Genomic DNA, 20,426 nt, shown 5'->3' with positions numbered 1-20,426 from the left:
ACTTAACGTATTGTATATAATCGTTTTTTATAGGAGAAGTTACGATGAAAACAATCAAACAATTAAAATCACCATTTGCTTTTAAAGCACCTAAGTTGAGCGATGATCATAAAGTTGAGCGCTATTTCAAGTCAGTTCCCTTTTATAAGCCAACTGAATTGAAGGAAATGAAAAATTTAGCTAAGAAGCTTGGCGTAAAAGAATTAGCTGTTAAGGACGAAAGCAGTCGCTTTGGCATAAATTCTTTTAAAGGTGCTGGTGGTTTATATGCAATGGGCATGTGCATTGCCGAAAAAGCAGGCTTAGATACTGATAATTTGACCTACGATGATTTAATGAAGCCAGAAGTTAAGGAAGTTGCCCAAAAGTTAACGTTCTACTCCGCTACTGATGGTAACCATGGACGTGGAATTGCTTGGTCAGCTAGCGTGTTAGGGACTAAGGCAGTAATCAGAATGCCAAAAGGCTCAAAGCAAATCAGAGTTGAACATATTCGCAAGATTCAAAATACTGATGTTGAAATTACTGATAAAAACTATGACAATACCGTTAAAGAAGTTGAACAAATGTGTCAAGCTGATCCAAATGGCATCATGATTCAAGATACTGCTTGGGAAGGTTATGAAAAGATTCCTGGTTGGATTATCAAGGGTTATGGCTTGATTGTTGATGAATTTTTGTACCAAATGGAAGACAAGCCTACTCATATTTTCTTGCAAGCTGGCGTTGGTTCACTAGCTGCTGGAATTGTCTTAGGTCTTGAGGAGAGAATGGCTCCAGAAGAGTTACCGGTTATTACAGTGGTTGAACCAGAAACAGTTGCTTGCTTCTACTTGTCTGCCGAAATCGGCGATGGAGAGCGTCATAATCTTGAAGGTCACACTAAGACAATGATGGCCGGACTTAACTGTCAGACTCCAAGTATTGCTGCTTGGCCAATTTTGCGCGATAGCGCTAAGTTTTATGGTACTTTAAGCGAAGATGTAGATGCACAAGGAATGTCAGTCTTGGCTCATCCATTAGCAGACGATCCAAAGGTAGTTTCAGGTGAATCTGGTGCAGCTGGTTTTGCTTATATTTATGAAGTCTTGTCTAATCCAGAACTTGCAGACAAGCGCAAGGAATTAGGCATCGATGAAAACTCAAGAATCATTGTTTTGAGCACTGAAGGCGATACTGATCCAGATAACTATCAAGAAGTAGTAACTGACAAGCGCTGGTTAAAAGATTAATAGCATAAAAGCTATAAGAAAAAGGAACAATTGGCTAAAAAGCCGATTGTTCCTTTTTGGTGTATGATTGTACAATTTCAATAAAAATTATCTAATACCTAAAACGTGCTCCTTGGCATGAACTAGTTCAGTGATCATGTGGCAGTAAGGAGTAGGGATGCCTAATTCATCACCTTTTCTAGCTACTGCACCATTGATGTAATCAATTTCGGTTAAGCGGTGATTTTGCACCAAATCTTGATGCATTGAAGGGTAGTGCTCAGCGGCTACTTCTGCTGTGTGCATTACATAGTCGGTGATTGCTTTTTCATCAAGCGTAACGCCAGTTGCCTGGCCCACTTCAACGAATTCGTGAATAATCGTGTGAACAACCTTGAGCGCATCTTCGCTGGCAAAGAATTCGCCGATTGTGCAATCTTCAAGCGCACAAGTTGAGTTCATTGTGCCGTTAACGCAAGCTTTGCGCCAGATTGAAGGTACAACATCCTTGTCGTAGGTTACGTTTAAGCCGGCTTGGTTAAGGACATCAACGATCTTTTCGGCTTCTTTTTCGCCATTTGGATCGATTGATTGCAAGTTGACTGAACCAGTTGCCTTAAGAATTGCTACGCCAGGACCTTGCAAGCCAGCAGTCCAAACAGTTACACCCATCAGAATATTTTTTTCAGGGATGTATTGCTTGATGACATCTTCGTGACCTAAACCATTTAATAGGCAAAGCACCTTGGTATTTTCGCCGATAACTTGTTCAATGTCTTTGAGCATGGCTGGCAATTGCATGGCCTTAGTGAACAAAATAATCAAATCAGCTGGTTCAGTCGCTTCTTCGGGATGCATGATTGGAATTTTGACATTATCTTCTTTGTCGCCAGTAATAGTTAGACCATTTTTCTTAATGGCTTGAATATGGTCTTCCCACTTGTCGAGCAAAACAACCTTGTTGCCTGCCTTAAATAGTTGGTAGCCAAAACGGCAACCCATAGCACCTGAACCTGCAATGTAAATGAACATAAATATTTCCTCCTAGTTAATCCTTAAATACAAAGATATCTCTTGAGTAAATGTGGAGCATATCGCACATTACCTTATCAACGATGAATCCAACTGCAAATGGAATGACGATCCAGGCCAAAAGCATAATCCAAACGTTGATGCTGCCAGAGTTAAGAGCAGCTAATGGTGAAACCAGACCTACTAGACCAAAACCAGCAGAAGCCGGAGTACCTACCATGTGAAATAGTGGAACAGTTAGCGAACTGATGGCAGCGGTAATTGCGACAGGCACGCCAATAATTGGGTGAGTCAAGAAGTTTGGCATCATCATCTTCATTGCGCCTAATGCAATTGCAACAGGCACACCAGCCTTGTTGACTTTTCTAGTGGCAAAGACCAGAAAGGCAGCTGCACAAGCAACGCCCATACCAGCAGCCGCTGAAGCAGTTCCGGTCAAACCGATAGCTAGACCAATGGCAACAGTTGAAACCGGACTGATGATAATGATTGAAAATGACATTGCAATCAAGATACTCATCAATATTGGCTGCAAGGTAGTGAAGGAGTTGATTCCTTTTCCAAGATAGAAGGTAATTAACGATACGTAGGGCAAGGTTAAAGTACCAATCCAGCCAATTCCAAATCCGATAATAATTGGCATTAAAACTAAGTTTAGGGAACCAAGTTTATTGCCAATCCGCTGCACAGCCAAAACTGCCAAAGCAGCTGTTAGCATGGTGTTGATTACGTCACCGATTCCAGCTAATTGGAATAGGTTAGTTTCTTTGCCTGCAACAGTAGCTGTAATGTACTTCCATGCACCTGAACCAATATAGGTCGCCCCAGCGATTGAAGCAGACTGAACCGGGTTCATCTTAAATTGCATAGCAATGATAAAACCAGCCATGATTGGTGTAAAGAACTGGAACACTTGCACAATGTGAAGCCAGTTTGCAATCAGCGCCTTATCAGCAAATGGTGTGAAAAATGTTGCTAAAATTGCATTTGGAATTAGCGCAACAACAATCGCGATAGTGGCCCCATTTAATATCTTTAAGGTGAAAGAACCAACTGTTTCTTTAGCAGGAGCATCACTCATATAAATCCCCCTCGATTCAAATTAAAAATTGTGATTTATTTATCAATTACATTCTAATAAAAGCGGTTTCAAAATTCAAATATGAAGCCTAAATTTTCAAAAAAGATCTATATTCTCAATAAAAATAGATCTATACTTTTATCGAATATGACTATTTAAGTTAAAGGTGATTTGTTGACATTGCGTCAATTGGTGATTTTATCACAAAATTTGATATAGGCTGTTTGACTGCCTAGCTAATTTTACAACCGTTTTCAAAAATATTTGAATACTTTTATATCACGGTTTTGCTTGTACAAAGCAAAAGAAAACGCTTTCTGAAATTGGACTATACCGAAGAATTTGTTTACTTATAAACAAATGTTTGATAGTATTTCGTTTATGTATTTTTGACGTTTCTATGCATGAATTGTAAGAAATGTTAACAATATGCATTTTTGGAGTTTTTGAATATGCTAAGAAATTAGCGAAGATAAATGTGTGTAATTTTAGGAGGCAACTTTTGAAAGTTAAGCTTTATCAAAAAGTTTCATTCCAAAGACACCAGATAAACCGGTAGTTCCGAATAAGCCGAATGTTCCAGCAGTAGTTCCGCCAAAGGATGAAACTACAACTACAACAGAAGATATTGTTGTTCCAAGCGATAACAAGCAAGAATTTTCTAAACCTTCGTTACAAGCAGTAGTTCCACCTAAAGGCGACGAAATCACTACTGAAGTTCAACATCAAACATTTGTTCCTTCTAAATCAAAGAAGAAGAACAAGAAACAAACTAAATCAACCCAAAAGATGATAATTAAAACTTCTACCAAGGAAACTTCAAAGAAGTTGAAGCCAAACTCATCTACAAAGGTTTCAACTGACAAGAAGGAAAAATCATCATTGCCACAAACTGGTGAAGCATTAACTTCACTTGCATTGATCGGTTCAATGATCATGATCCTTGGCGCAGCTATGTTACTTGTAGCTAAGAAGAAGCAAAGATAATCTTAGAAAACGTATTATTCTAATCAGAATGATGCGTTTTTTCTTTTCCTTGCTAAATCAATTCACTTGTAGTAGCTTTTTGAGTAAATAGTAAGATTAACGGAAGTAGGTGCAAGCAATGACAAATGAGAAAATCCGCGACCAAATCGCAAATTACCATCCCTTCAATGAACAAGAAGAACATGATCAACAAGAATTGCTCTGGCAAATCGATCATGTCCAAGATTTGCTAACTAGAAATAACCGCAATGCTCACTTTACAGCTTCAGCCTGGATCGTCAGTCCTGATCGACAAAAGGTGTTGATGGCTTATCATAATATTTATCAGTCGTTTGCCTGGCTTGGCGGCCATGTTGATGGTGATCCTGATTTCAAACATGTCATCAGCAAGGAAATTACTGAAGAAAGTGGACTGGAAGACTTCAAGTTTGTCTCCGATGATATTTTTTCATTGGAAATTTTAACGGTTGATGGGCACATTAAGCGCGGAGAATATGTATCTTCGCACTTGCATTTAAATGTTACTTATCTAATTGAGGCGGATCCTGCTTTGCCAATTAGAATTAAACCTGACGAAAATAGTGCCATCGCTTGGATTGATCTTAAGGATTTGCCGAACAAGATTAATGAGCCGTGGTTTTACAAATGGATTTACCAAAAGTTGATCCAAAAAGCAGCTGAATTTTAAAGCAAACTAAAAAGGTTTTGTGACTCACCACAAAACCTTTTTGTATGTGTAAATTTATCTCAAAATGTTGATACCGTAAGCCTCTAGTTGAGTTATTGCGACTGGGCCTTGTAAGTCAGTCAAAACAATAAAACTAGTTGGAATCGGAGTAACTGCAAATTGTTGTTTTTGATCGGTAGGCTTAAAGTTTAACACTTGCTTGCTGCCATCGGAGAAGCAGGCGGTAGCCCGTCTTAAGTAGTCATCAGTATCTGCTTTTAAAATAACTCCGATTCCATCAAGCAATACCTCTCTACCAAAATCAACTTTAATTTGATCTTGCTCGTCGCTAGTCTCACAAGCTTGAAATGGGAAAAGTCCATGTCCACGATTGTCCAGATAGCCATCGATGGCATTTTTGGCACAAGTTAGCAATTTGCTTTCATCATCGCTTTTGCTGCTAGCGTGAGGGTAGGCGTTGAAGTTATTAAGTTGGTCATGAGAATTCAAAGCTAAGTTTTGATGCATAGCAATCTCTTCGGGATTAGCAAAGCGTGCCTTGGCGTAATTTGGAGCTACAAAAGCTCCAAGATGGTATACATCTCTAGATTTTGGGATCGGATAGCGCCAGGTGCGATCTCTCATGTAGATCAAAGCTGGCGCTAAAGCTGAGTCGATTTGAACAATCACATAAGATGGCGCACGGTCCACTTCAATTTGAAAATAACCACCATCTTCATATACATCGCTTATGCCAAAGTAGGCATCATAATCGTTAGAACTGGTCTTGATGATTTCGTCTTTAGCGTTAAACAATGAAAGTGTAATTCTGCTCATGAAAAAATCCCTCCGATTCGAAAATATATCCTACTTTAACTTTAGCGCTTTCAAATCGGTTTTAAAAGTAATTTATTTGCAGACTAACTTAAACTTGGTCCAAGGCTTGATGAAATCAAGTAAGAACTGTTCATCTTTTCTAATTGTTCCGACCTTATTTTTGCGGGTATCAGAGTGGGGTTCAAGGACAATTTGAAGTTCGTTTTTATAAACACCAAAATCATCGTTGCCAACTACTACATCCCCGTAAGCAAATTCGGCTTGGTTATCATGAGCTGGGTTTGCCTCATCATGGTAAGTTACTCGTGGCATAGTTGAGCGGACTACTGCGCTGGTCATGTCACCTCGGCGGAAGTGCTGAGGAACATTAACAATAGTTCTTTCAACCTCATTAATTTCCGAAACTGCTTCAACTTCTAGCTCTAGTTGGTAAGGGTTGACTTCCGACAAGGCTTTAAGTTCATCTTCACTAGCGTAGGCATTGCCGATAATTACGTCATCGATTAGGCCAGTTGCCCAAAGCAATTTAGCTTGAACAGAAATTGGCAGACTGCGACATTGTTCAAGCGTAGGCAAGCCATCGGTTACATTCCAAGGGCCCATCTTGCCCACTTGACTTGAAACAAAGGCCGCTGAATGAATGCCAAAATGTTTGAAGCGTTTGCTACACTCAATAAAGAAGTCATATGGAAGGCCCGTGCCTTTTTGTGGGTAGAAGTTGTGGCAGCCATAGATAAATGGTGTGCTTGCTTGATAGGACAAAATGTTGTTCAAATAATCAACATTGTTGCTCATGTTCAATTCGATAATCAAGCCATATGGATTGTACGTCATCATGGCTTCGGTTTCGCCATCAAAGGCCTCATCTAATCTCAAACCAGTTGCGCCTAGGTCATGGAAGATCTTTAAGTCTTGGTAAGAAATGCCTAATTTGGTAAAAATCTGTGGTGCCAGGTCGATGAAAGTTTCATAGCCGAGTTTATTGCCGTATTGGATAATCTCGCGATATTTTTCCAGTGTATCTTCGCTATTATCAGAAATCTCCAACATGCTCATAAAGATTCGCTTGAAGCCGTATTTGTGACCGAGTTCTAGATATTTTTTATCTTCTTCCATATTGCTGTGATCAGGGTAAATGGATAGACCCAAGTGCCTCATTGTCATAATAATACCTCCTATAAGAAAACGCTTTTATTATAAAATGTTACAAGAAAACGCAATCAATTTCAATAATAGGTATAGACCATTAGCAGCTTATCGGTTAAAATATTGTAATATCGTAGTTGGAATATATTTTTCCAAACGAAAAAGCTCATCAATTTAAGTATTGATGAGCTGGAATAAATACGGATAGTCTAATGCCTTTACTTTTGATTAGTGGAGCGATTCGATCATAACCCACAACACTTGGTAATCTAACTATTGTAGTGGAATCGTATTGTGAAATACTAGTGTTGTGTTGAATAGTTTAAGAATAAGGAAATTCTTTTACATGATTTTGTCTACTGTAAATGTTTAGAATAACGGTCTAAGCAAAGCTAACTGTTGGAGTGGAGACTTGCATCGTGTTGGAGCTTTGATGCAAGAATTGGCTTTAGTTAGGTGGATGAGTTGTCTAAAAAGCCTAGTTAGCAAAAATAAAAGAAAGTCTAGAGATATACTTTGATTACTCGCATGAAGTAGGCTTGATCGAATTTATAAGAATCAAATAACCACCTGGGAAAGATAAAAGAGAAAGTATAAAGAACAGGTAGTTATTCGTTAGATAAAGGCAGAGAGTAAATTGTACATTGTCTGTTACGGATAAAAATTCCGACTAGTTCATTCTAATTTTATGTTCAATACTGATCGAACTTAGAATATTTTCCTCAAATCATGTTGGAGATCTATTGAAGAAAAAACTATTTTTCAATAAATATAATTTTAGTTGTATCATGAAAAATAGTTACAGTTACTAGGATAGTGATTTCGATTACATTGGTGAAAAATATATATTTTTATCTATATGCTGACTTTTAATTACAAAATAGAAACATCGCCTTTATCTATTAATTATTGTAACATTTAATATATATAATAGTACAAAAAAAGCTTGTGAAATTGTTATTATTTTTCACGAATGGCTACTAATAGCGCCATAAAGGTGTTTACAAAAATAAAATAGTCAAATTTTAATTAATAAGCACAATTAATAGATATGATCTATTAATTTATCTAATTTTATTTATTTTTTTCTGAATTGAATCAATCTATACTGAAAGCGATTTAAAAATTCCTCAGAAAGGATAAATAAAATGACTGACGAAACTTTAAAGGTAAAATCTCAAGGACGCAATGGCGAAATTGAATTTGAAATCAATCTTAACGGTGACAAAATTGAAGATGTGCAAGTAACTAAGAGTTCAGAAACTCCAGCCATCTTCAACCAAGTTTTTGACAAATTGAAGAATAATATTCTTGAAGCACAATCTTTTGAAGTTGATGCAATTTCTGGTGCATCCTTAATGACTAAGGGGATGCTTGATGCTGGAAAATTAGCTTTAGAAGCAAAAGAGCATCAGAAACTTGATCTTGATGTCGATGTAGCAGTTATTTAGTCAAAGGCGACTTGCAAACTGTTGCACAAAAGGCCGGTATTGATGCTGAAGAATTGACTAAGACCATGAAGAATTATGATCAAGCCGTTAAAATGGGCAAAGATGAAGAATTTGGTCGCGATCCTAAGTTCTTGCACGCTTATGAAGGTGACACTTACTATGTAATTGAACAAAAATTGCGCTTCTGTACGACTTTGGGTGGCTATGAAACTACTGCACAAATGCAATTAGTCGATAGCGACTTTACGCCAATTGACAGCTTCTATGCTGCCGGCGAAATTATTGGTGGTGCTAACGGTCATGACTCAATGCCAAGTATGATGAACTCATGGAGTTATGCATCTGGCTTTGTAGCTGGAACCGAAGCAGCTGATAACTGTAACTTAAAATAAGACCATTCTGCCATAATTTACTTAGAGAACTAGTTATTCAATTGAATAGCTGGTTCTTTTTTTACAAAAAAATGCAGGAAAATCAAATGATCTTCCTGCATGAGGCAGTTGATAAATTTATTAGTCTAAATCTGCACCATTAGATTTGATGACCTTTTGGTACCAGTAGAAGGAGTCCTTTGGGTACCGCTTCATTGATCCTTGGCCATAGTCGTCGGCATCAACATAAACAAAACCGTAGCGCTTCTTCATTTCGCCAGTACTTGCAGCTACTAGATCAATGCATCCCCATGGCAAGTAGCCGATTAGGTCTGCGCCATCTTCTACAACAGCCTTCTTCATTTCGCTAATGTGGTTTCTTAAATATTCAATTCGGTAACTATCGTGAATTTTGTGGTCGTCAGTCATCTTGTCGTATGCACCAAGCCCATTTTCAACGATGAACATTGGCTTGTGCCAACGAGTTTGCATCCAGTTCATTGAGTAGCGCAAACCAACTGGGTCGATTTGCCAACCCCAATCGTTTGCCTTAACGTATGGGTTAGGGAACAAATCTTCATATTCGCGGTAGTCCATATGGTCAGTGTATTTTGCCATAAATGACATGTAGTAAGAAAAGGCAATGTAGTCGACTGTACCATTCTTAAGAATTGCCAAGTCTTCAGGAGTAATATCCAAGTTGATGCCCTTTTCTTCAAAATATGGCTTCATCCAAGTAGGATATTCGCCGTTAACATGAACATCGCCGAAGTAGTAGCGAGTATCCATTGCTTTTTGCGTGAAGAGAATATCTTCTGGACGTGATGATGCTGGGTAAATTGGGCAAAAGGCAATCATACAACCAATCTTCAAGCTAGGGTCGATTGCATGGCCGATTTGCACTGCTTGAGCACTAGCAACTAATTCATAGTGAGCTGCTTGGTACATCAATTCTTCTTTATTGTCGCCAGGCTTAAACTTGATACCAGAGTTTTCGTATACGAGCAAGTCGCTAGAGTAGTCAGTTTGGTTGTTGATTTCGTTGAAAGTCATCCAGTACTTAACCTTAGTGTGGAAGCGTTCAAAGCAAACATGAGCATAGCGGGCAAAGAAATCAATCAATTTGCGGTTAGACCAGCCACCGTATTCCTTAACTAGGTGAATTGGCATTTCGAAGTGGGAAAGGGTAACGACTGGTTCGATTCCATACCTCAATAATTCATCAAAGACCTTGTCGTAGAATTCAAGTCCTGCTTCATTAGGTTGAGTTTCATCGCCATTTGGAAAAATTCTAGTCCAAGCAATTGAAGTTCTAAATGCCTTGAAGCCCATTTCAGCCATCAACTTGATGTCTTCTTTATAGTGGTGATAGAAGTCGCTGGCCTTGTGGTTTGGATAATACTTGCCTGCTTCGATTGTGTCAGTCAATTCTCTAGGAGTTTCGTGGCTGCCCAAAGTCATGAAGTCAGCAATTGATAGTCCTTTTCCGCCTTCTTTGTATCCGCCTTCGAATTGGTGGGCTGCTACAGCACCACCCCAAAGGAATTTATCGTTAAATGTCTTGTTCATTTCCAAAACCTCATATTTTTAATTTCAAAAGTATATACTTTTATTATAGCGAAGAATTTAAAAAAATAAAGGGCTTTCTTGATTTTCTTTTTGGGTGAAAAACTAGTTTTACGAAAAATTAACTGTTAAGGATAAGCATTTGATGCATAATATATGGTGAAATGAGATAGAAAGCGTGGGACGAATGGATATTCTAGAATTAAAGCATATTTATTATCAAGTAGAAGATAAAAAAATCCTCTCAGATATTTCGCTCAAAGTAAGGCGGGGAAGCCGACTCACCATTACTGGCCATTCAGGCAGTGGCAAGAGTACGATTTTGAAGTTGATTGCTGATTTAATTTCACCGAGTTCAGGGGAGATTTTTTTCAAAAATCAAAACATCAACGATCTAGATCCCGTTGAGTATCGTCGACACGTTTCCTATTGCTTTCAGCAGCCGAGTCTTTTTGGCGAAACGGTCAAAGACAATCTGCACTTTCCCTATGAATTGCGCAAACAAGCGCCAAGCGAAGATGAAATTACTGAACTTTTATGGAAAGTAGATTTGGACAAATCATATCTCGATAAGAAAATCACCACTTTGTCAGGTGGTGAAAAGCAAAGAGTAGCCTTAATTAGAAATCTGATCTTTAAGCCAGAGGTCTTGCTTTTAGATGAAGTTACTACTGGCCTTGATGAGCAAAGCAAATCTATTGTGCACCAGTTGATCTCAGATTATCACAAAGCTGGAACCACTATCTTGGAAGTAACGCATGATCCAGCCGAGATTGATTTGGCTAGTCAGATTATCGAAATCAAAAAAGGAAGTAGAGTAAAATGAGCGATTTGAATGTCAGCAATTTATCCCTAGTTCTCGCCTTTGCCTTAGTGCTGGTATCAATTGCTATCTCCAGCAAAGAAAAGCTGGGACTAGCTAAAGATACCTTAATCAGCGTAGCTAGAGCAATTGTGCAGTTAATTGCTGTTGGTTATGTTTTGAAATTTATTTTGCATGTCGACAACATTTTGCTCACTTTTTTGGCAACTTTGGTGATCATTTTTAATGCATCTTGGAATGCCAGCAAAAGAGACCCTAATCCTAAGCGGAAATTGTGGAATTCAATTGTTGCCTTGCTAGTTGGGACTTATACGACTTTAGGGTTGCTGCTGGTGACAGGAACGATCAAATGGACGCCGGTGCAGATTATTCCAATTACCGGGATGATTGCTGGCAATGAAATGGTGGCTTGCGGGCTGTGTTACCGGGCCTTGAACAATAGTTTCCACGATTTGCAGCAGCAAGTCTTAGAACGTCTTGCTTTAGGTGCAGATGTAAAAACAGCCTGCTTGCCAATTTTGCGTCGCAGCATCAAAACAGCTATGCAGCCAACGATTGATTCAGCTAAGACTGTTGGCTTGGTTAACTTGCCGGGAATGATGTCAGGACTAATTTTTGCCGGGGTGAACCCAATCAATGCGATTAAATATCAGATAATTATTACTTTCATGTTGCTATCGGCCACTAGTCTAGGTGCAGTTATTTCTTGTTACTTGGCTTATCGCAACTACTTCAATGATCGCAAGCAACTAGATTTCTAGATGACTATCCCTAAGCATAAATAGTTTGGTAAAATAGAAAAAGATAAATTTAAAGGGGCTTAGGATAGATTGACAAGACAGCATAGACGGTATATTTGGTTCCTGATAGAATTCCCTAATGGCGAGCAAAAATGGTACTGCGTCAGCAAGGTCTTGCGCCAGGCGCTATTTTTGGAGAGTCAGACGAATCGGGAATGGAAAAATACCATGATTGGGAATTACATTACTGTTTCGACTAGAGAGTATATCAATGGTCATGCACCATTAACGGTTGGAAAAGTTAAGAAAATCAATATTTCAAGCCATCGCGGAAGCAATTGGACGAGAAATCAATTCGTCACGCCTGAACACTTGTTAGACTTTCGCGGTGCCTATAATTATTTGAAGCACGATTATTTGAGCTACAATCGTTTTGCCATTTGGGTTGCTTTAAGATATTGGCATAATGAATTGAAACGAACACAAATTCGAAAAAAGCAAAGACAGATTCGGCGCATTCGCTGGAATTTGAAAAAGATTGCAAAAAAAGCGACCAAAAAGAGCCAATAATTTGTACAAAAAGGGCATTTTAGCCTAAAATTGAGATAGGGGATTTTCCTAAATTAAATTACTTTTTTTATACATACAAATCTTACAGCTGCAGTTTCTGATGTTTGACATATTGGAACTGCAGTTTTTTGATTTTTTTAAGACAGAATTAATAAAATAGTTCATAATGGAGATAGGTAAATATAAAAACTAAACAAAAAAACAGATTATTTTTTAAATAGAAGGGTAGGATAGTGATGGACAAAAAAAAGTTGAAGCATCTGATTCATGAGCGCAAGAAGAATGATCCACTTGATCAGATAGATGGCTCACAGATCCCGTTTTGTCAGTTGAAAGAGCCACTAGATAAGGCTAAGAAGAATGGTACGCTCAATATATTTAGGATTAAGACATTAACCAAGTTGAGGAATGAGCAGGAATATGAATATTCAGATCACATAAGACTAAAGCCATATTTTGAAGTTGATCGACCAGTAATGTGGCAGGGGATTATTAGTCACGTAACAACGCCAAATGCCAGCAAGAAGCCGGTGGGTGATATTTTAATTGATAAAGTTGAATTTGGTGGAATTGATCAACAGGTCTTTCATACCGGTAGACCGATCGATTATCACTTGTGGCTACAAGTAGCTAATATTCGGATGATGGCTATTCCGCCAATTGAACATAAGCAGAAAGTTTCCATTGGGGATGTTATTCAAGGTTTTAGTTTGGTTAAAGAATATGGCCATGGCAAGTATGGCTTAGGATCAACTGTCATTACCGCTATCGGCGTACCTGTCAAATATACCAAAGGAGCAGATTTAGTTCAGAGAATTATTTCTGATTATGATCGCGGCGATGACTGGTCCTTAGAATTGCAAAATAGTTCAAATATAACCGATAAGGTTAACGATAATCTGCTCATAACAGATAACGTCAATGACAACTTTAAGAGCTTTGATGAGCTCCGCGGACATGTAGATGTTCGCTACCAACCTGCACGCTATGATAAATACTTTGAGCGTCTAGAGACCAATCTTGAAGCAAAAAAGAATTATCAAATTATCGACAAGCGCCGGAGAAATTATGCAGCTGGCATTAAGGACATTCGTCCAGTGATTCGAAATGGCGAATATAAGCTAGAGTACGAGCTTAAGAATATTTGGATTACCAATGGATATCGCTTGTCAGCGCTAGTTTCTTCTAGCCAAAAAATTGATTTGCCAGTTGACTTAATTGTAAGAAAAGATCAATTTGATGGCGTTCATTTGCGCTTTAAGGCCAAAAGAGACAGTGAGGATCTGGAAAAGCTAGCTGATGTTGAGGATGTAACTTTTAGCAATTATCCGCAAACTGAGACTTTGCCAGCTGATAAAGAATTGCTCCTGGGTTATTATTTATTCAAAGATCGACAGATTCATTTCACTGCTCGGCCAATTTTAATGAAATATTTGGCTTGGGCTTATGACCATAATCAAAATAGATCGGAAATTCGAAGCTGCATAGATGGTTTGCTTTATAGTCATCAACTGATTAAGCAAGAAGACATGGCTAACAAGTTGCTATTAGATCCTGACCGCAATGTTTACACTGTTGGAGAAGAAACTTATGTCGACAATGAGGTAGTCTTAGACTTAAGTCGCTTTATTTCAGAAGATGAACTTGAAGAAGTCGAAGAAGAAATCAAAGAGCCAGCCAAGGCTTTACCAGCTCCGGTAGAAAAGCCAGCCTTAAGCGTGGCTGAGCCAGTCAAAGAAAAAGAAGAGCCTGAAGCCGATTTACAAGATCAAGCAGTCAAAGAACAAGCCCCTAATAAGGAAGTTGAATATAAGAGTCCAAAGGACTTGCAAGAAGATTTAGCTACAAATGAACAAGTCTTCATCGGCAGCAACGTCTTGATGAATTTAGTCGATAAGAAGGGCCAAGTTCATGCGCCAAGCTTTGATGCTAAGGCAATTCCTTTACCAAGCTATAAGAAATTGCGCAAGACTTTGCTTAGATCATACGTGACGCTTAAGGCAGTCATGCCGGAAAGCTCTGCCTTGAAGAAATTGCGCCAACAAGGCATTCCTGTTCAAGAGTTAGACTTCACTGGCAAAGACTTAGCTGAAGTTGCCCAAAAGTGTGGCCAAGAAGAAGGAATCTGGCTAAACGATCAAGGCACTTGGCGCTTTAGTGCCGAAATTTACTTCTTATTGCTAGATTATTTCAAGAAGAACAAGGAGGAATTTGAACAAAAATTGGAAGCCAAAAAAGCCAAACAAGTTCGGAGCCTTAACTTGCTAGAAAAGGCCAAACAAGCAAAACTTGAAGCAACGACCAAGATCGGCGACAAGGTCGAAGAACTTGCTAAGGCTGCCAGAGAACTTGGTCAAACTCCAGCAGTTGAAAATAAAGAAAAGAAGCCCGCTGCTAAACCAGAAAAGACTGTCATCAAGGTGGCCAAAAAGCCAGCAGTCAAACAAGAGGCAGATAAAGTAGAAATTGCTAATAATGTTCAAGCTAAAGTACGCATTATTACAGCGAATGGCAGTTATTTTGCTGATGATTGGACTAGCCTCAAACAGGCACAAGTGGAATTAGCTAAATTAGCTTACCGCACTAATCCAAGCTTTATCGCAGCTCATGATGAAACTACCAACAAGGCAGTGTTACTAGCACCAAGTTTTGTTCAATTAATTGAAGAAATATAACGCGAAAGATCAGCTTTTAGGGCTGATCTTTTTTCGATAACCTTTAGCTAAGGCTAGCAATTAAACATAGGTATTACACATTTAGCAGTTCTCTTTTTACAATAAAGTTAACTAGAAAAAGAAAGTAGGAAAAGTAATGAAACTAACTGAAACTCCTGTCTGCAATCTATTTGAGTTGAGCTGACGATTGCCACTGATAAGCTAAATTTATTAAGGCTGTGATCGAAAATATGAGCGTTTCGATTAAAAATGAACCGGGAACTTTGATGCTGGCAAGTCAAACACAAGATCCAAGTATGAAATATCTGTTTGAAATATATCAAAACCAAGCCGCTTATCAAATCCATCTTAATTCGCCACAATTTAAGCGTTGTCAGCAGTTAATAGATCAGACAAGCCAAGCTTGCATTACTAACGAGATTTTGCTGGAAAAGGCCAGTTTTAAAATGCCGAAGTGCTGCTATTGCTGCGGGGATTATTTTGCGGATTTTTTAGACCAAAGCGAAGAATTTTTTGGTGATTTTTCTGTCATAAATCAAAGCGACAAAAAATTCAACTTGAAAATCAGCAAAGAAAAAACGCATCAAAGGATAGATCTGTTATATTATCAAACGGATTTAAAATTGGACTAATGTAAATATCTATCATAAGCTTTAGCCTATGCATCAACCGCGCTATTTTGAGATGTTTTAGAAAAGCATTTCTGAAAATAGTTTAATTTAAATCAACAAAACTGTTATTATTTTATTTTTTGTAGATAATATAAAAAATTTAAAAATAACAACTAACTCGCTCCTGGTGCGAACCCATTAAAAAATAACATCTTGTCAATCTAAAAAAGTAATACTATAATATATATTGAAGAAGTTGATATCACTGGCGAGAATTTTCCGTGAAATTAGGCTACGGGTAAAATACATACTCCTGCTAGTGCTACTGATTATAAGCTAAAACTAGTGATACTAGCAGGAGCTATGCTGATTTTAGCTGTAGCTTACAAAAAAATTAAGCATAAAATACTCTATCGTGGTTCAATTTTTGCAGCTAAAATCAAATAGCTCGAAGGGTTAGGGAATTCTGATTTCTCTAACCCTTTGTTTTTTGATAAAATTATTTTGGTGAAGACCAATTTTTTAAATAAGACATTTGAAGTGTGAAATTCGCTTAGAGCGCAATTATTTGATATAATATTAAAAAAGAATGTATAGTAAATGATATTTGCCTAACTTTTAACTCGACGAAGGGGGCATAGCAATGAATCGCACTGTCGATCGAACTCTGATTACTGATGAAAGTTTTCCGTATTATATTTTTGTTTCCGATATTCACGGCAATCTTGAGACTTTGGAATTAATTGAACGGGCTAAAAAAGACTATCCTACAGCCTTGCTTGTTGCTGGAGGAGATTATGTTGATGGCCGAGCTTACGTTAAGGAAGTTTTGGAATATTTGATGAAGCAAAAAGCAGTCATCTTGTGCGGAAATCATGAACAGATGTTTCTTAACTATGCAAATCAGGTAGAACATCAAGATGGAATTTGGTTTTATAATTCAGGCGATAAAACGCTTTTGCAATTGTTTGGCGAGCTGGCTGAACCTGAGGCGATCAGACAGAGCAAGTATTATCAATTTTTAAGTGATAAGCCAATCATGTTTGAAACGCCCAACATAATTTTTGTGCATGCTGGAGTTAGACCAGATGAGTTCTACAACAAGCCGGAAACCTATGCTCAAAAGCTGGATGTTCATCGCCACCAATATGACTATGACTTTTATCGAATTTGGATTAGAGAGCCTTACTTATATAGTGATCCGATAAAGAAGATTTTTGCCCATAATAAAACTGGCAAAACGATCGTAACTGGCCATACTCCCACAGCTCATATTTTGGGCAGTTATGAAGATGGCACTAGGGTAAGCAGCTCGGAGCTCAATCCAGTTGTGAAAATTCAATATCCAGGTGAACCTGCGCGAATTTTCACTGATGGAGGGTCGCATTCTGATCCACTTGCCTATCCACATAATGATGGCAATGTGGTTGTCTTAAATAGCCAAGGAAAATTGGTGAAGGTTTATAACTACCAAAATACATTAGCAAATCCGGAGAATTAACGATTTTGAAAAATATACTAATTAGTGAAGATTTATCCGCCTGGGGACAGGTATCGATGGCGACTGCTTTGCCAATTTTTACAGTTGCTGGCATTAGACCAGCCTTAATGCCAACTGCCTTGCTTTCAACTCATACGGGTTTTCCTGATAATACCTATCTAGATTTAAGTCAGCAGCTGGGGCCGATTTTAGATCACTGGAAGCAATTGGAACTCAATTTTGATGCGGTTTATTTAGGTTATTTAGGCAAGCAAGCGATTGATTTTTGGTTAAAAAATGCCAATAGCGTAGCTAAAAAGCAACTCTTGCTTGATCCGGCTATGGCTGATCATGGCAAGTTGTATCGCGGATTTGATCAAGCTTATGTTGAAAAAATGAAAAGTCTAGCTAGTTTAGCTGATATTCTGCTTCCTAATTTAACTGAGGCAAGATTGCTGCTTGATCAAGATTTGTCGCAGGCTGAATCAATGGAAGAAGCGATTGATTTGATTGAAGAGCTGGTTTCCAAATTTAGCTTAAAGCAGGCAGTTATTACTGGAATTGAGTTAAATGAACAAGAAATTGGCATGATGATCTATGACCAAGAAATAACTCAGCTAAAGGTCAAACGAATAGATCGAGCATATTTTGGTACCGGTGATTTATTTGCTAGTGCGTTATTAGCAACCTTGTCAAATGAGCGGGATTTCTTGTCGGCAAGTCAAATTGCCAGCCAGTTCATTTTGCGAGCAATTGAATCAACCAAAAAACAAGACCCAAGATTAGGTCCGGATTGCAGTCAGGCCTTATCATGGTTAATAGATGAATTGAAAGGGAAGTGCGTGAAATGAGACAAGAGCAAAATTCGCTTAGAGCAATGGTCTTTACGGCCATGTTTGCAGCAATCATTTATTTAGGCATTTGGGTATTTAGAATTCCAATCCCAGCTATGGTTGGCCGGCCATTTATCCACTTTGGCAATACGCTGACGGCAGTAGCGATTTTATTTTTAGGTTATCGTAATGGGATGCTGGCTGGAATAATCGGCCTTGGGACATTTGACCTTTTGAATGGTTATGCGGCTACCAGCTGGCTAACGATGCTTGAAGTGGTTGTAGTAGCTAGCGTGATTTCAGCAATTTTTAAGGGGATGCACTATCAAGATAGTAAGAAGAATATCATGATTATTGCCATTGTTGCTGGAGTAACCAAGATTTTCACCACCTATGCGGTGTCGATTGTTGAAGACTTGATGGTAGGAGCTGTTTTAAAAACAGCCTTAGTTGCATCATTTCTTAGTCTACCTGCTACGGTGATCAATTCGATTTCAACAGCAATTTGTACGCCGATCTTGTATTTTGCTTTGAAGAACGGTTCAAAGGCAATTCTAAAAAGAATTTAGTTGAGCATATTAGTTTACATTGCTACCGAAAAAGTCTTAGAATAGACTCAAGCCCTTCGAGGGTTACACACATAATATCCAAAAACTCAGAATTTTAACCAACTCACATGAGTTGGTTTTTTGTTATTCAATATTAAAAATTTTCAAAATGCAAATCTACTTGTTATATGTTACTTAAACTTCCCACACCAAAAAGAACTATGAAGCCTTGAAAACTCAATAGTTTAACCAGTAAATATTCAATTATGCTGCTAGTGATGGCGATATAGCCTCTTGCATGTACTTCGGGAGGCGGGAAATGAAAGCTTTGGTGAACCTTTCCATCTGCTCTTCTGTCAGTTGGAAGATCTCTTTCACGCTCTCGAACATGGCTTCCACCAGGATCTGAAGGGAGTGATGGAAAGTAATGTCCGCAAGCTCGTCTATCATGCAGTAAAAGAGCTCGCCTATTGTCCTATCATCTTCATCATCTCGCTTCTCAACTGACATGAACATGTAGCGCAGAAAGACGAAAGCCGTATGGGCAGTCAATGCATCATATGAGAGGCCGTGGTATTCAGTACCAAGTTTCAAGAAACTCTTGCAGGTCTTGAAGAAGACTTCGATGTCCCATCTTTTGCCGTAAATTCTGATGATCTCATTTTCATCGATCATCATGTCCGTGCAAATAAGAGCGATCCAATCTTTGCGGTTGGAGCGATTTCTTACGCAGACTATTCTGGCATCAACCTGGGCACCATCCTTGGCAGGATCTCCAACCTTTACAGGGACGGACAAGAGATATCTTGAACGACCTCGCCGCTTCTTGCATGCGCTGAAGATCTGCTTGACGTTCATCCGCTTACCATCGAACTCGTATGTGATCTTGGAACTCTTCTTCACCATGGCAATTACGTTTAGGTCACGTTGCTTGATCTGGACGATCTGATGAGGATTGGAGAACCAAGTGTCAAACATGACGTACTTAGCAGTAAGCCCTGCTTTCAAAGCTTGATCGAGTAGCTGGATAACTACATCGGTCCCCTTTGATTGGGCCATAATTCGTCTTTTGGCCGCGATTGTGCGCTTGTCGATCTTCTTGGTTGTCCCGATGACATTCTGATCATTCTTTGAGGACAAGAGAGATGAAGCGATTGGGACGAAGGAGGATCCATCAGTCCAACCCATGGTCATCATCCGAAAGCCCTTCTTGTAGGTCATCGAAACGTGGTCGAATACTTTGGCAGCCAGCTCAGTCTTCTTGTATCCAGTTCTGGAGTAGAGCGAATCGTCAAAGACGAAGCAATCCGCACGTTGGTCAGAGGTCAGATCTTTCAGATGCCCATTGACGATCTTCTCAGCTAGCAGAATAGTGAAGCGGAGCCAGTTGATATGTGGGTTCTGCATGAATCGATAGTAGGTGTTTTTGGAGAAGCCAGCAGTACACTTGCCAGACTTCTGTTGCATGTACATGCTTCTGTCTCGAAACACATTACTGAAGATGTATGAAAGGATCGACCAAAGAGGGATTCCTTTTGACTTGCGGAGCCCACATCTACGGAGAAGCTCCATAACTTTGTAGTCCTTGAAGAACTTTTCAACAGAACGGGCGATTTTAGGTTCATTTTCAGTATCGAATGATGGTAAACTAGACATAGCACAAGCCTTTCGTTTGATATTGATGATGTTGTGGTTGACTAAATTATATCAAGCGAACAAAGGCCTTGTGCTTTTTTATTGGCTAAACTATTGAATTTTCAAGGTACAAGCCCACTTTTGCAAGTGGGAAGTTTAAGT

The 20,426-nt window shown here is 38.7% G+C and carries 19 protein-coding genes and 1 pseudogene; 13 read left to right on the top strand and 7 right to left on the bottom strand.

Annotation, left to right across the window (positions count from 1 at the left end):
* The first annotated feature begins 44 nt into the window (after nt 1-44).
* Nucleotides 45-1,232 (top strand): diaminopropionate ammonia-lyase, encoded by a 1,188-nt coding sequence (locus BN53_RS02775; protein WP_009559389.1) that lies wholly within the window; start codon nt 45-47, stop codon nt 1,230-1,232.
* Between the two features lie 87 nt (nt 1,233-1,319).
* Here the strand turns inward: BN53_RS02775 and BN53_RS02770 are convergent, their stop codons facing one another.
* From BN53_RS02770 to BN53_RS02760, 3 genes are all read right to left on the bottom strand, one after another.
* Nucleotides 1,320-2,243: a 2-dehydropantoate 2-reductase gene (locus BN53_RS02770; RefSeq protein WP_009559388.1), complete on the bottom strand. Its 924-nt coding sequence runs from the start codon at nt 2,241-2,243 to the stop codon at nt 1,320-1,322.
* Between the two features lie 16 nt (nt 2,244-2,259).
* Nucleotides 2,260-3,324, bottom strand: coding sequence for a PTS sugar transporter subunit IIC (locus BN53_RS02765; RefSeq protein WP_009559387.1), 1,065 nt, complete (start codon nt 3,322-3,324; stop codon nt 2,260-2,262).
* A 509-nt stretch (nt 3,325-3,833) separates the two neighbouring features.
* Nucleotides 3,834-4,034 (bottom strand): hypothetical protein, encoded by a 201-nt coding sequence (locus BN53_RS02760; RefSeq protein ID WP_009559386.1) that lies wholly within the window; start codon nt 4,032-4,034, stop codon nt 3,834-3,836.
* Between the two features lie 79 nt (nt 4,035-4,113).
* Here BN53_RS02760 and BN53_RS02755 point away from each other — a divergent pair, with 79 nt between their 5' ends.
* Together BN53_RS02755 and BN53_RS02750 are read left to right on the top strand one after the other, a co-directional pair.
* Nucleotides 4,114-4,311 (top strand): LPXTG cell wall anchor domain-containing protein, encoded by a 198-nt coding sequence (locus BN53_RS02755; protein WP_009559385.1) that lies wholly within the window; start codon nt 4,114-4,116, stop codon nt 4,309-4,311.
* A 118-nt stretch (nt 4,312-4,429) separates the two neighbouring features.
* Nucleotides 4,430-4,999 (top strand): NUDIX hydrolase, encoded by a 570-nt coding sequence (locus tag BN53_RS02750; protein WP_009559384.1) that lies wholly within the window; start codon nt 4,430-4,432, stop codon nt 4,997-4,999.
* Between the two features lie 54 nt (nt 5,000-5,053).
* On the opposite strand, the gene BN53_RS02745 is transcribed toward BN53_RS02750, so the two are convergent.
* Together BN53_RS02745 and BN53_RS02740 are read right to left on the bottom strand one after the other, a co-directional pair.
* On the bottom strand, nt 5,054-5,815 hold the full coding sequence (locus BN53_RS02745) for a hypothetical protein (protein ID WP_009559383.1): 762 nt from the start codon (nt 5,813-5,815) through the stop codon (nt 5,054-5,056).
* A 72-nt stretch (nt 5,816-5,887) separates the two neighbouring features.
* On the bottom strand, nt 5,888-6,979 hold the full coding sequence (locus BN53_RS02740; protein ID WP_009559382.1) for a DUF871 domain-containing protein: 1,092 nt from the start codon (nt 6,977-6,979) through the stop codon (nt 5,888-5,890).
* Between the two features lie 1,130 nt (nt 6,980-8,109).
* Here BN53_RS02740 and BN53_RS10085 point away from each other — a divergent pair.
* Nucleotides 8,110-8,412 (top strand): FMN-binding protein, encoded by a 303-nt coding sequence (locus BN53_RS10085; protein ID WP_009559381.1) that lies wholly within the window; start codon nt 8,110-8,112, stop codon nt 8,410-8,412.
* Nucleotides 8,400-8,804: pseudogene (locus BN53_RS09700) on the top strand (FAD-binding protein); the annotation flags it as partial. The gene BN53_RS10085 and the pseudogene BN53_RS09700, both read left to right, overlap by 13 nt.
* Before the next feature lie 120 nt (nt 8,805-8,924).
* Here BN53_RS09700 and BN53_RS02730 read toward each other — a convergent pair.
* A complete protein-coding gene (locus BN53_RS02730) occupies nt 8,925-10,352 on the bottom strand; it encodes a 6-phospho-beta-glucosidase (RefSeq protein WP_009559379.1) in 1,428 nt (475 codons plus the stop codon).
* Nucleotides 10,353-10,536: 184 nt separating this feature from the next.
* On the opposite strand from BN53_RS02730, the gene BN53_RS02725 reads away from it, so the two are divergent.
* The 8 genes from BN53_RS02725 (at nt 10,537) to BN53_RS02690 (ending at nt 18,650) form a co-directional block, all read left to right on the top strand.
* Nucleotides 10,537-11,175 (top strand): ABC transporter ATP-binding protein, encoded by a 639-nt coding sequence (locus BN53_RS02725; protein ID WP_040537283.1) that lies wholly within the window; start codon nt 10,537-10,539, stop codon nt 11,173-11,175.
* Entirely contained in the window at nt 11,172-11,933 is a 762-nt protein-coding gene (locus BN53_RS02720) for an ABC transporter permease (protein ID WP_009559377.1), read from the top strand. Before BN53_RS02725 ends, BN53_RS02720 begins: the two co-directional genes overlap by 4 nt.
* A 69-nt stretch (nt 11,934-12,002) precedes the next feature.
* Nucleotides 12,003-12,482 (top strand): DUF7679 family protein, encoded by a 480-nt coding sequence (locus BN53_RS02715; RefSeq protein ID WP_009559376.1) that lies wholly within the window; start codon nt 12,003-12,005, stop codon nt 12,480-12,482.
* A gap of 233 nt (nt 12,483-12,715) precedes the next feature.
* Complete coding sequence (locus BN53_RS02710; protein ID WP_133286395.1) at nt 12,716-15,157, top strand: hypothetical protein; 2,442 nt, start codon at nt 12,716-12,718, stop codon at nt 15,155-15,157.
* Between the two features lie 209 nt (nt 15,158-15,366).
* Nucleotides 15,367-15,789, top strand: coding sequence for a putative quinol monooxygenase (locus BN53_RS09240; RefSeq protein ID WP_337466320.1), 423 nt, complete (start codon nt 15,367-15,369; stop codon nt 15,787-15,789).
* 622 nt (nt 15,790-16,411) lie between these two features.
* Nucleotides 16,412-17,269: a metallophosphoesterase family protein gene (locus BN53_RS02700; RefSeq protein WP_009559373.1), complete on the top strand. Its 858-nt coding sequence runs from the start codon at nt 16,412-16,414 to the stop codon at nt 17,267-17,269.
* Between the two features lie 5 nt (nt 17,270-17,274).
* Nucleotides 17,275-18,099, top strand: coding sequence for a PfkB family carbohydrate kinase (locus BN53_RS02695; protein WP_133286394.1), 825 nt, complete (start codon nt 17,275-17,277; stop codon nt 18,097-18,099).
* Entirely contained in the window at nt 18,096-18,650 is a 555-nt protein-coding gene (locus BN53_RS02690; protein WP_009559371.1) for an ECF transporter S component, read from the top strand. Before BN53_RS02695 ends, BN53_RS02690 begins: the two co-directional genes overlap by 4 nt.
* 243 nt (nt 18,651-18,893) lie before the next feature.
* Here BN53_RS02690 and BN53_RS02685 read toward each other — a convergent pair whose 3' ends face one another.
* Entirely contained in the window at nt 18,894-20,285 is a 1,392-nt protein-coding gene (locus BN53_RS02685; RefSeq protein WP_009558959.1) for an IS4 family transposase, read from the bottom strand.
* Nucleotides 20,286-20,426 lie beyond the last annotated feature (141 nt).

Origin of the sequence: Lactobacillus pasteurii DSM 23907 = CRBIP 24.76, assembly GCF_000297025.1 — a bacterium.
Taxonomy (GTDB): domain Bacteria; phylum Bacillota; class Bacilli; order Lactobacillales; family Lactobacillaceae; genus Lactobacillus; species Lactobacillus pasteurii.
The sequence above is the reverse complement of the archived record's forward strand: the minus strand, read 5'-3'. Positions and strand labels throughout refer to the sequence as shown.

Excerpts from the sequence above, each read along its gene's own strand:
- BN53_RS02730 (WP_009559379.1), bottom strand. The coding sequence starts at position 10,352 with ATGAACAAGACATTTAACGATAAATTCCTTTGGGGTGGTGCTGTAGCA.
- BN53_RS10085 (WP_009559381.1), top strand. The coding sequence starts at position 8,110 with ATGACTGACGAAACTTTAAAGGTAAAATCTCAAGGACGCAATGGCGAA.
- BN53_RS02750 (WP_009559384.1), top strand. The coding sequence starts at position 4,430 with ATGACAAATGAGAAAATCCGCGACCAAATCGCAAATTACCATCCCTTC.
- BN53_RS02770 (WP_009559388.1), bottom strand. The coding sequence starts at position 2,243 with ATGTTCATTTACATTGCAGGTTCAGGTGCTATGGGTTGCCGTTTTGGC.
- BN53_RS02740 (WP_009559382.1), bottom strand. The coding sequence starts at position 6,979 with ATGACAATGAGGCACTTGGGTCTATCCATTTACCCTGATCACAGCAAT.
- BN53_RS02765 (WP_009559387.1), bottom strand. The coding sequence starts at position 3,324 with ATGAGTGATGCTCCTGCTAAAGAAACAGTTGGTTCTTTCACCTTAAAG.
- BN53_RS02720 (WP_009559377.1), top strand. The coding sequence starts at position 11,172 with ATGAGCGATTTGAATGTCAGCAATTTATCCCTAGTTCTCGCCTTTGCC.
- BN53_RS02690 (WP_009559371.1), top strand. The coding sequence starts at position 18,096 with ATGAGACAAGAGCAAAATTCGCTTAGAGCAATGGTCTTTACGGCCATG.
- BN53_RS02700 (WP_009559373.1), top strand. The coding sequence starts at position 16,412 with ATGAATCGCACTGTCGATCGAACTCTGATTACTGATGAAAGTTTTCCG.
- BN53_RS02685 (WP_009558959.1), bottom strand. The coding sequence starts at position 20,285 with ATGTCTAGTTTACCATCATTCGATACTGAAAATGAACCTAAAATCGCC.
- BN53_RS02755 (WP_009559385.1), top strand. The coding sequence starts at position 4,114 with ATGATAATTAAAACTTCTACCAAGGAAACTTCAAAGAAGTTGAAGCCA.
- BN53_RS02725 (WP_040537283.1), top strand. The coding sequence starts at position 10,537 with ATGGATATTCTAGAATTAAAGCATATTTATTATCAAGTAGAAGATAAA.
- BN53_RS02745 (WP_009559383.1), bottom strand. The coding sequence starts at position 5,815 with ATGAGCAGAATTACACTTTCATTGTTTAACGCTAAAGACGAAATCATC.
- BN53_RS02775 (WP_009559389.1), top strand. The coding sequence starts at position 45 with ATGAAAACAATCAAACAATTAAAATCACCATTTGCTTTTAAAGCACCT.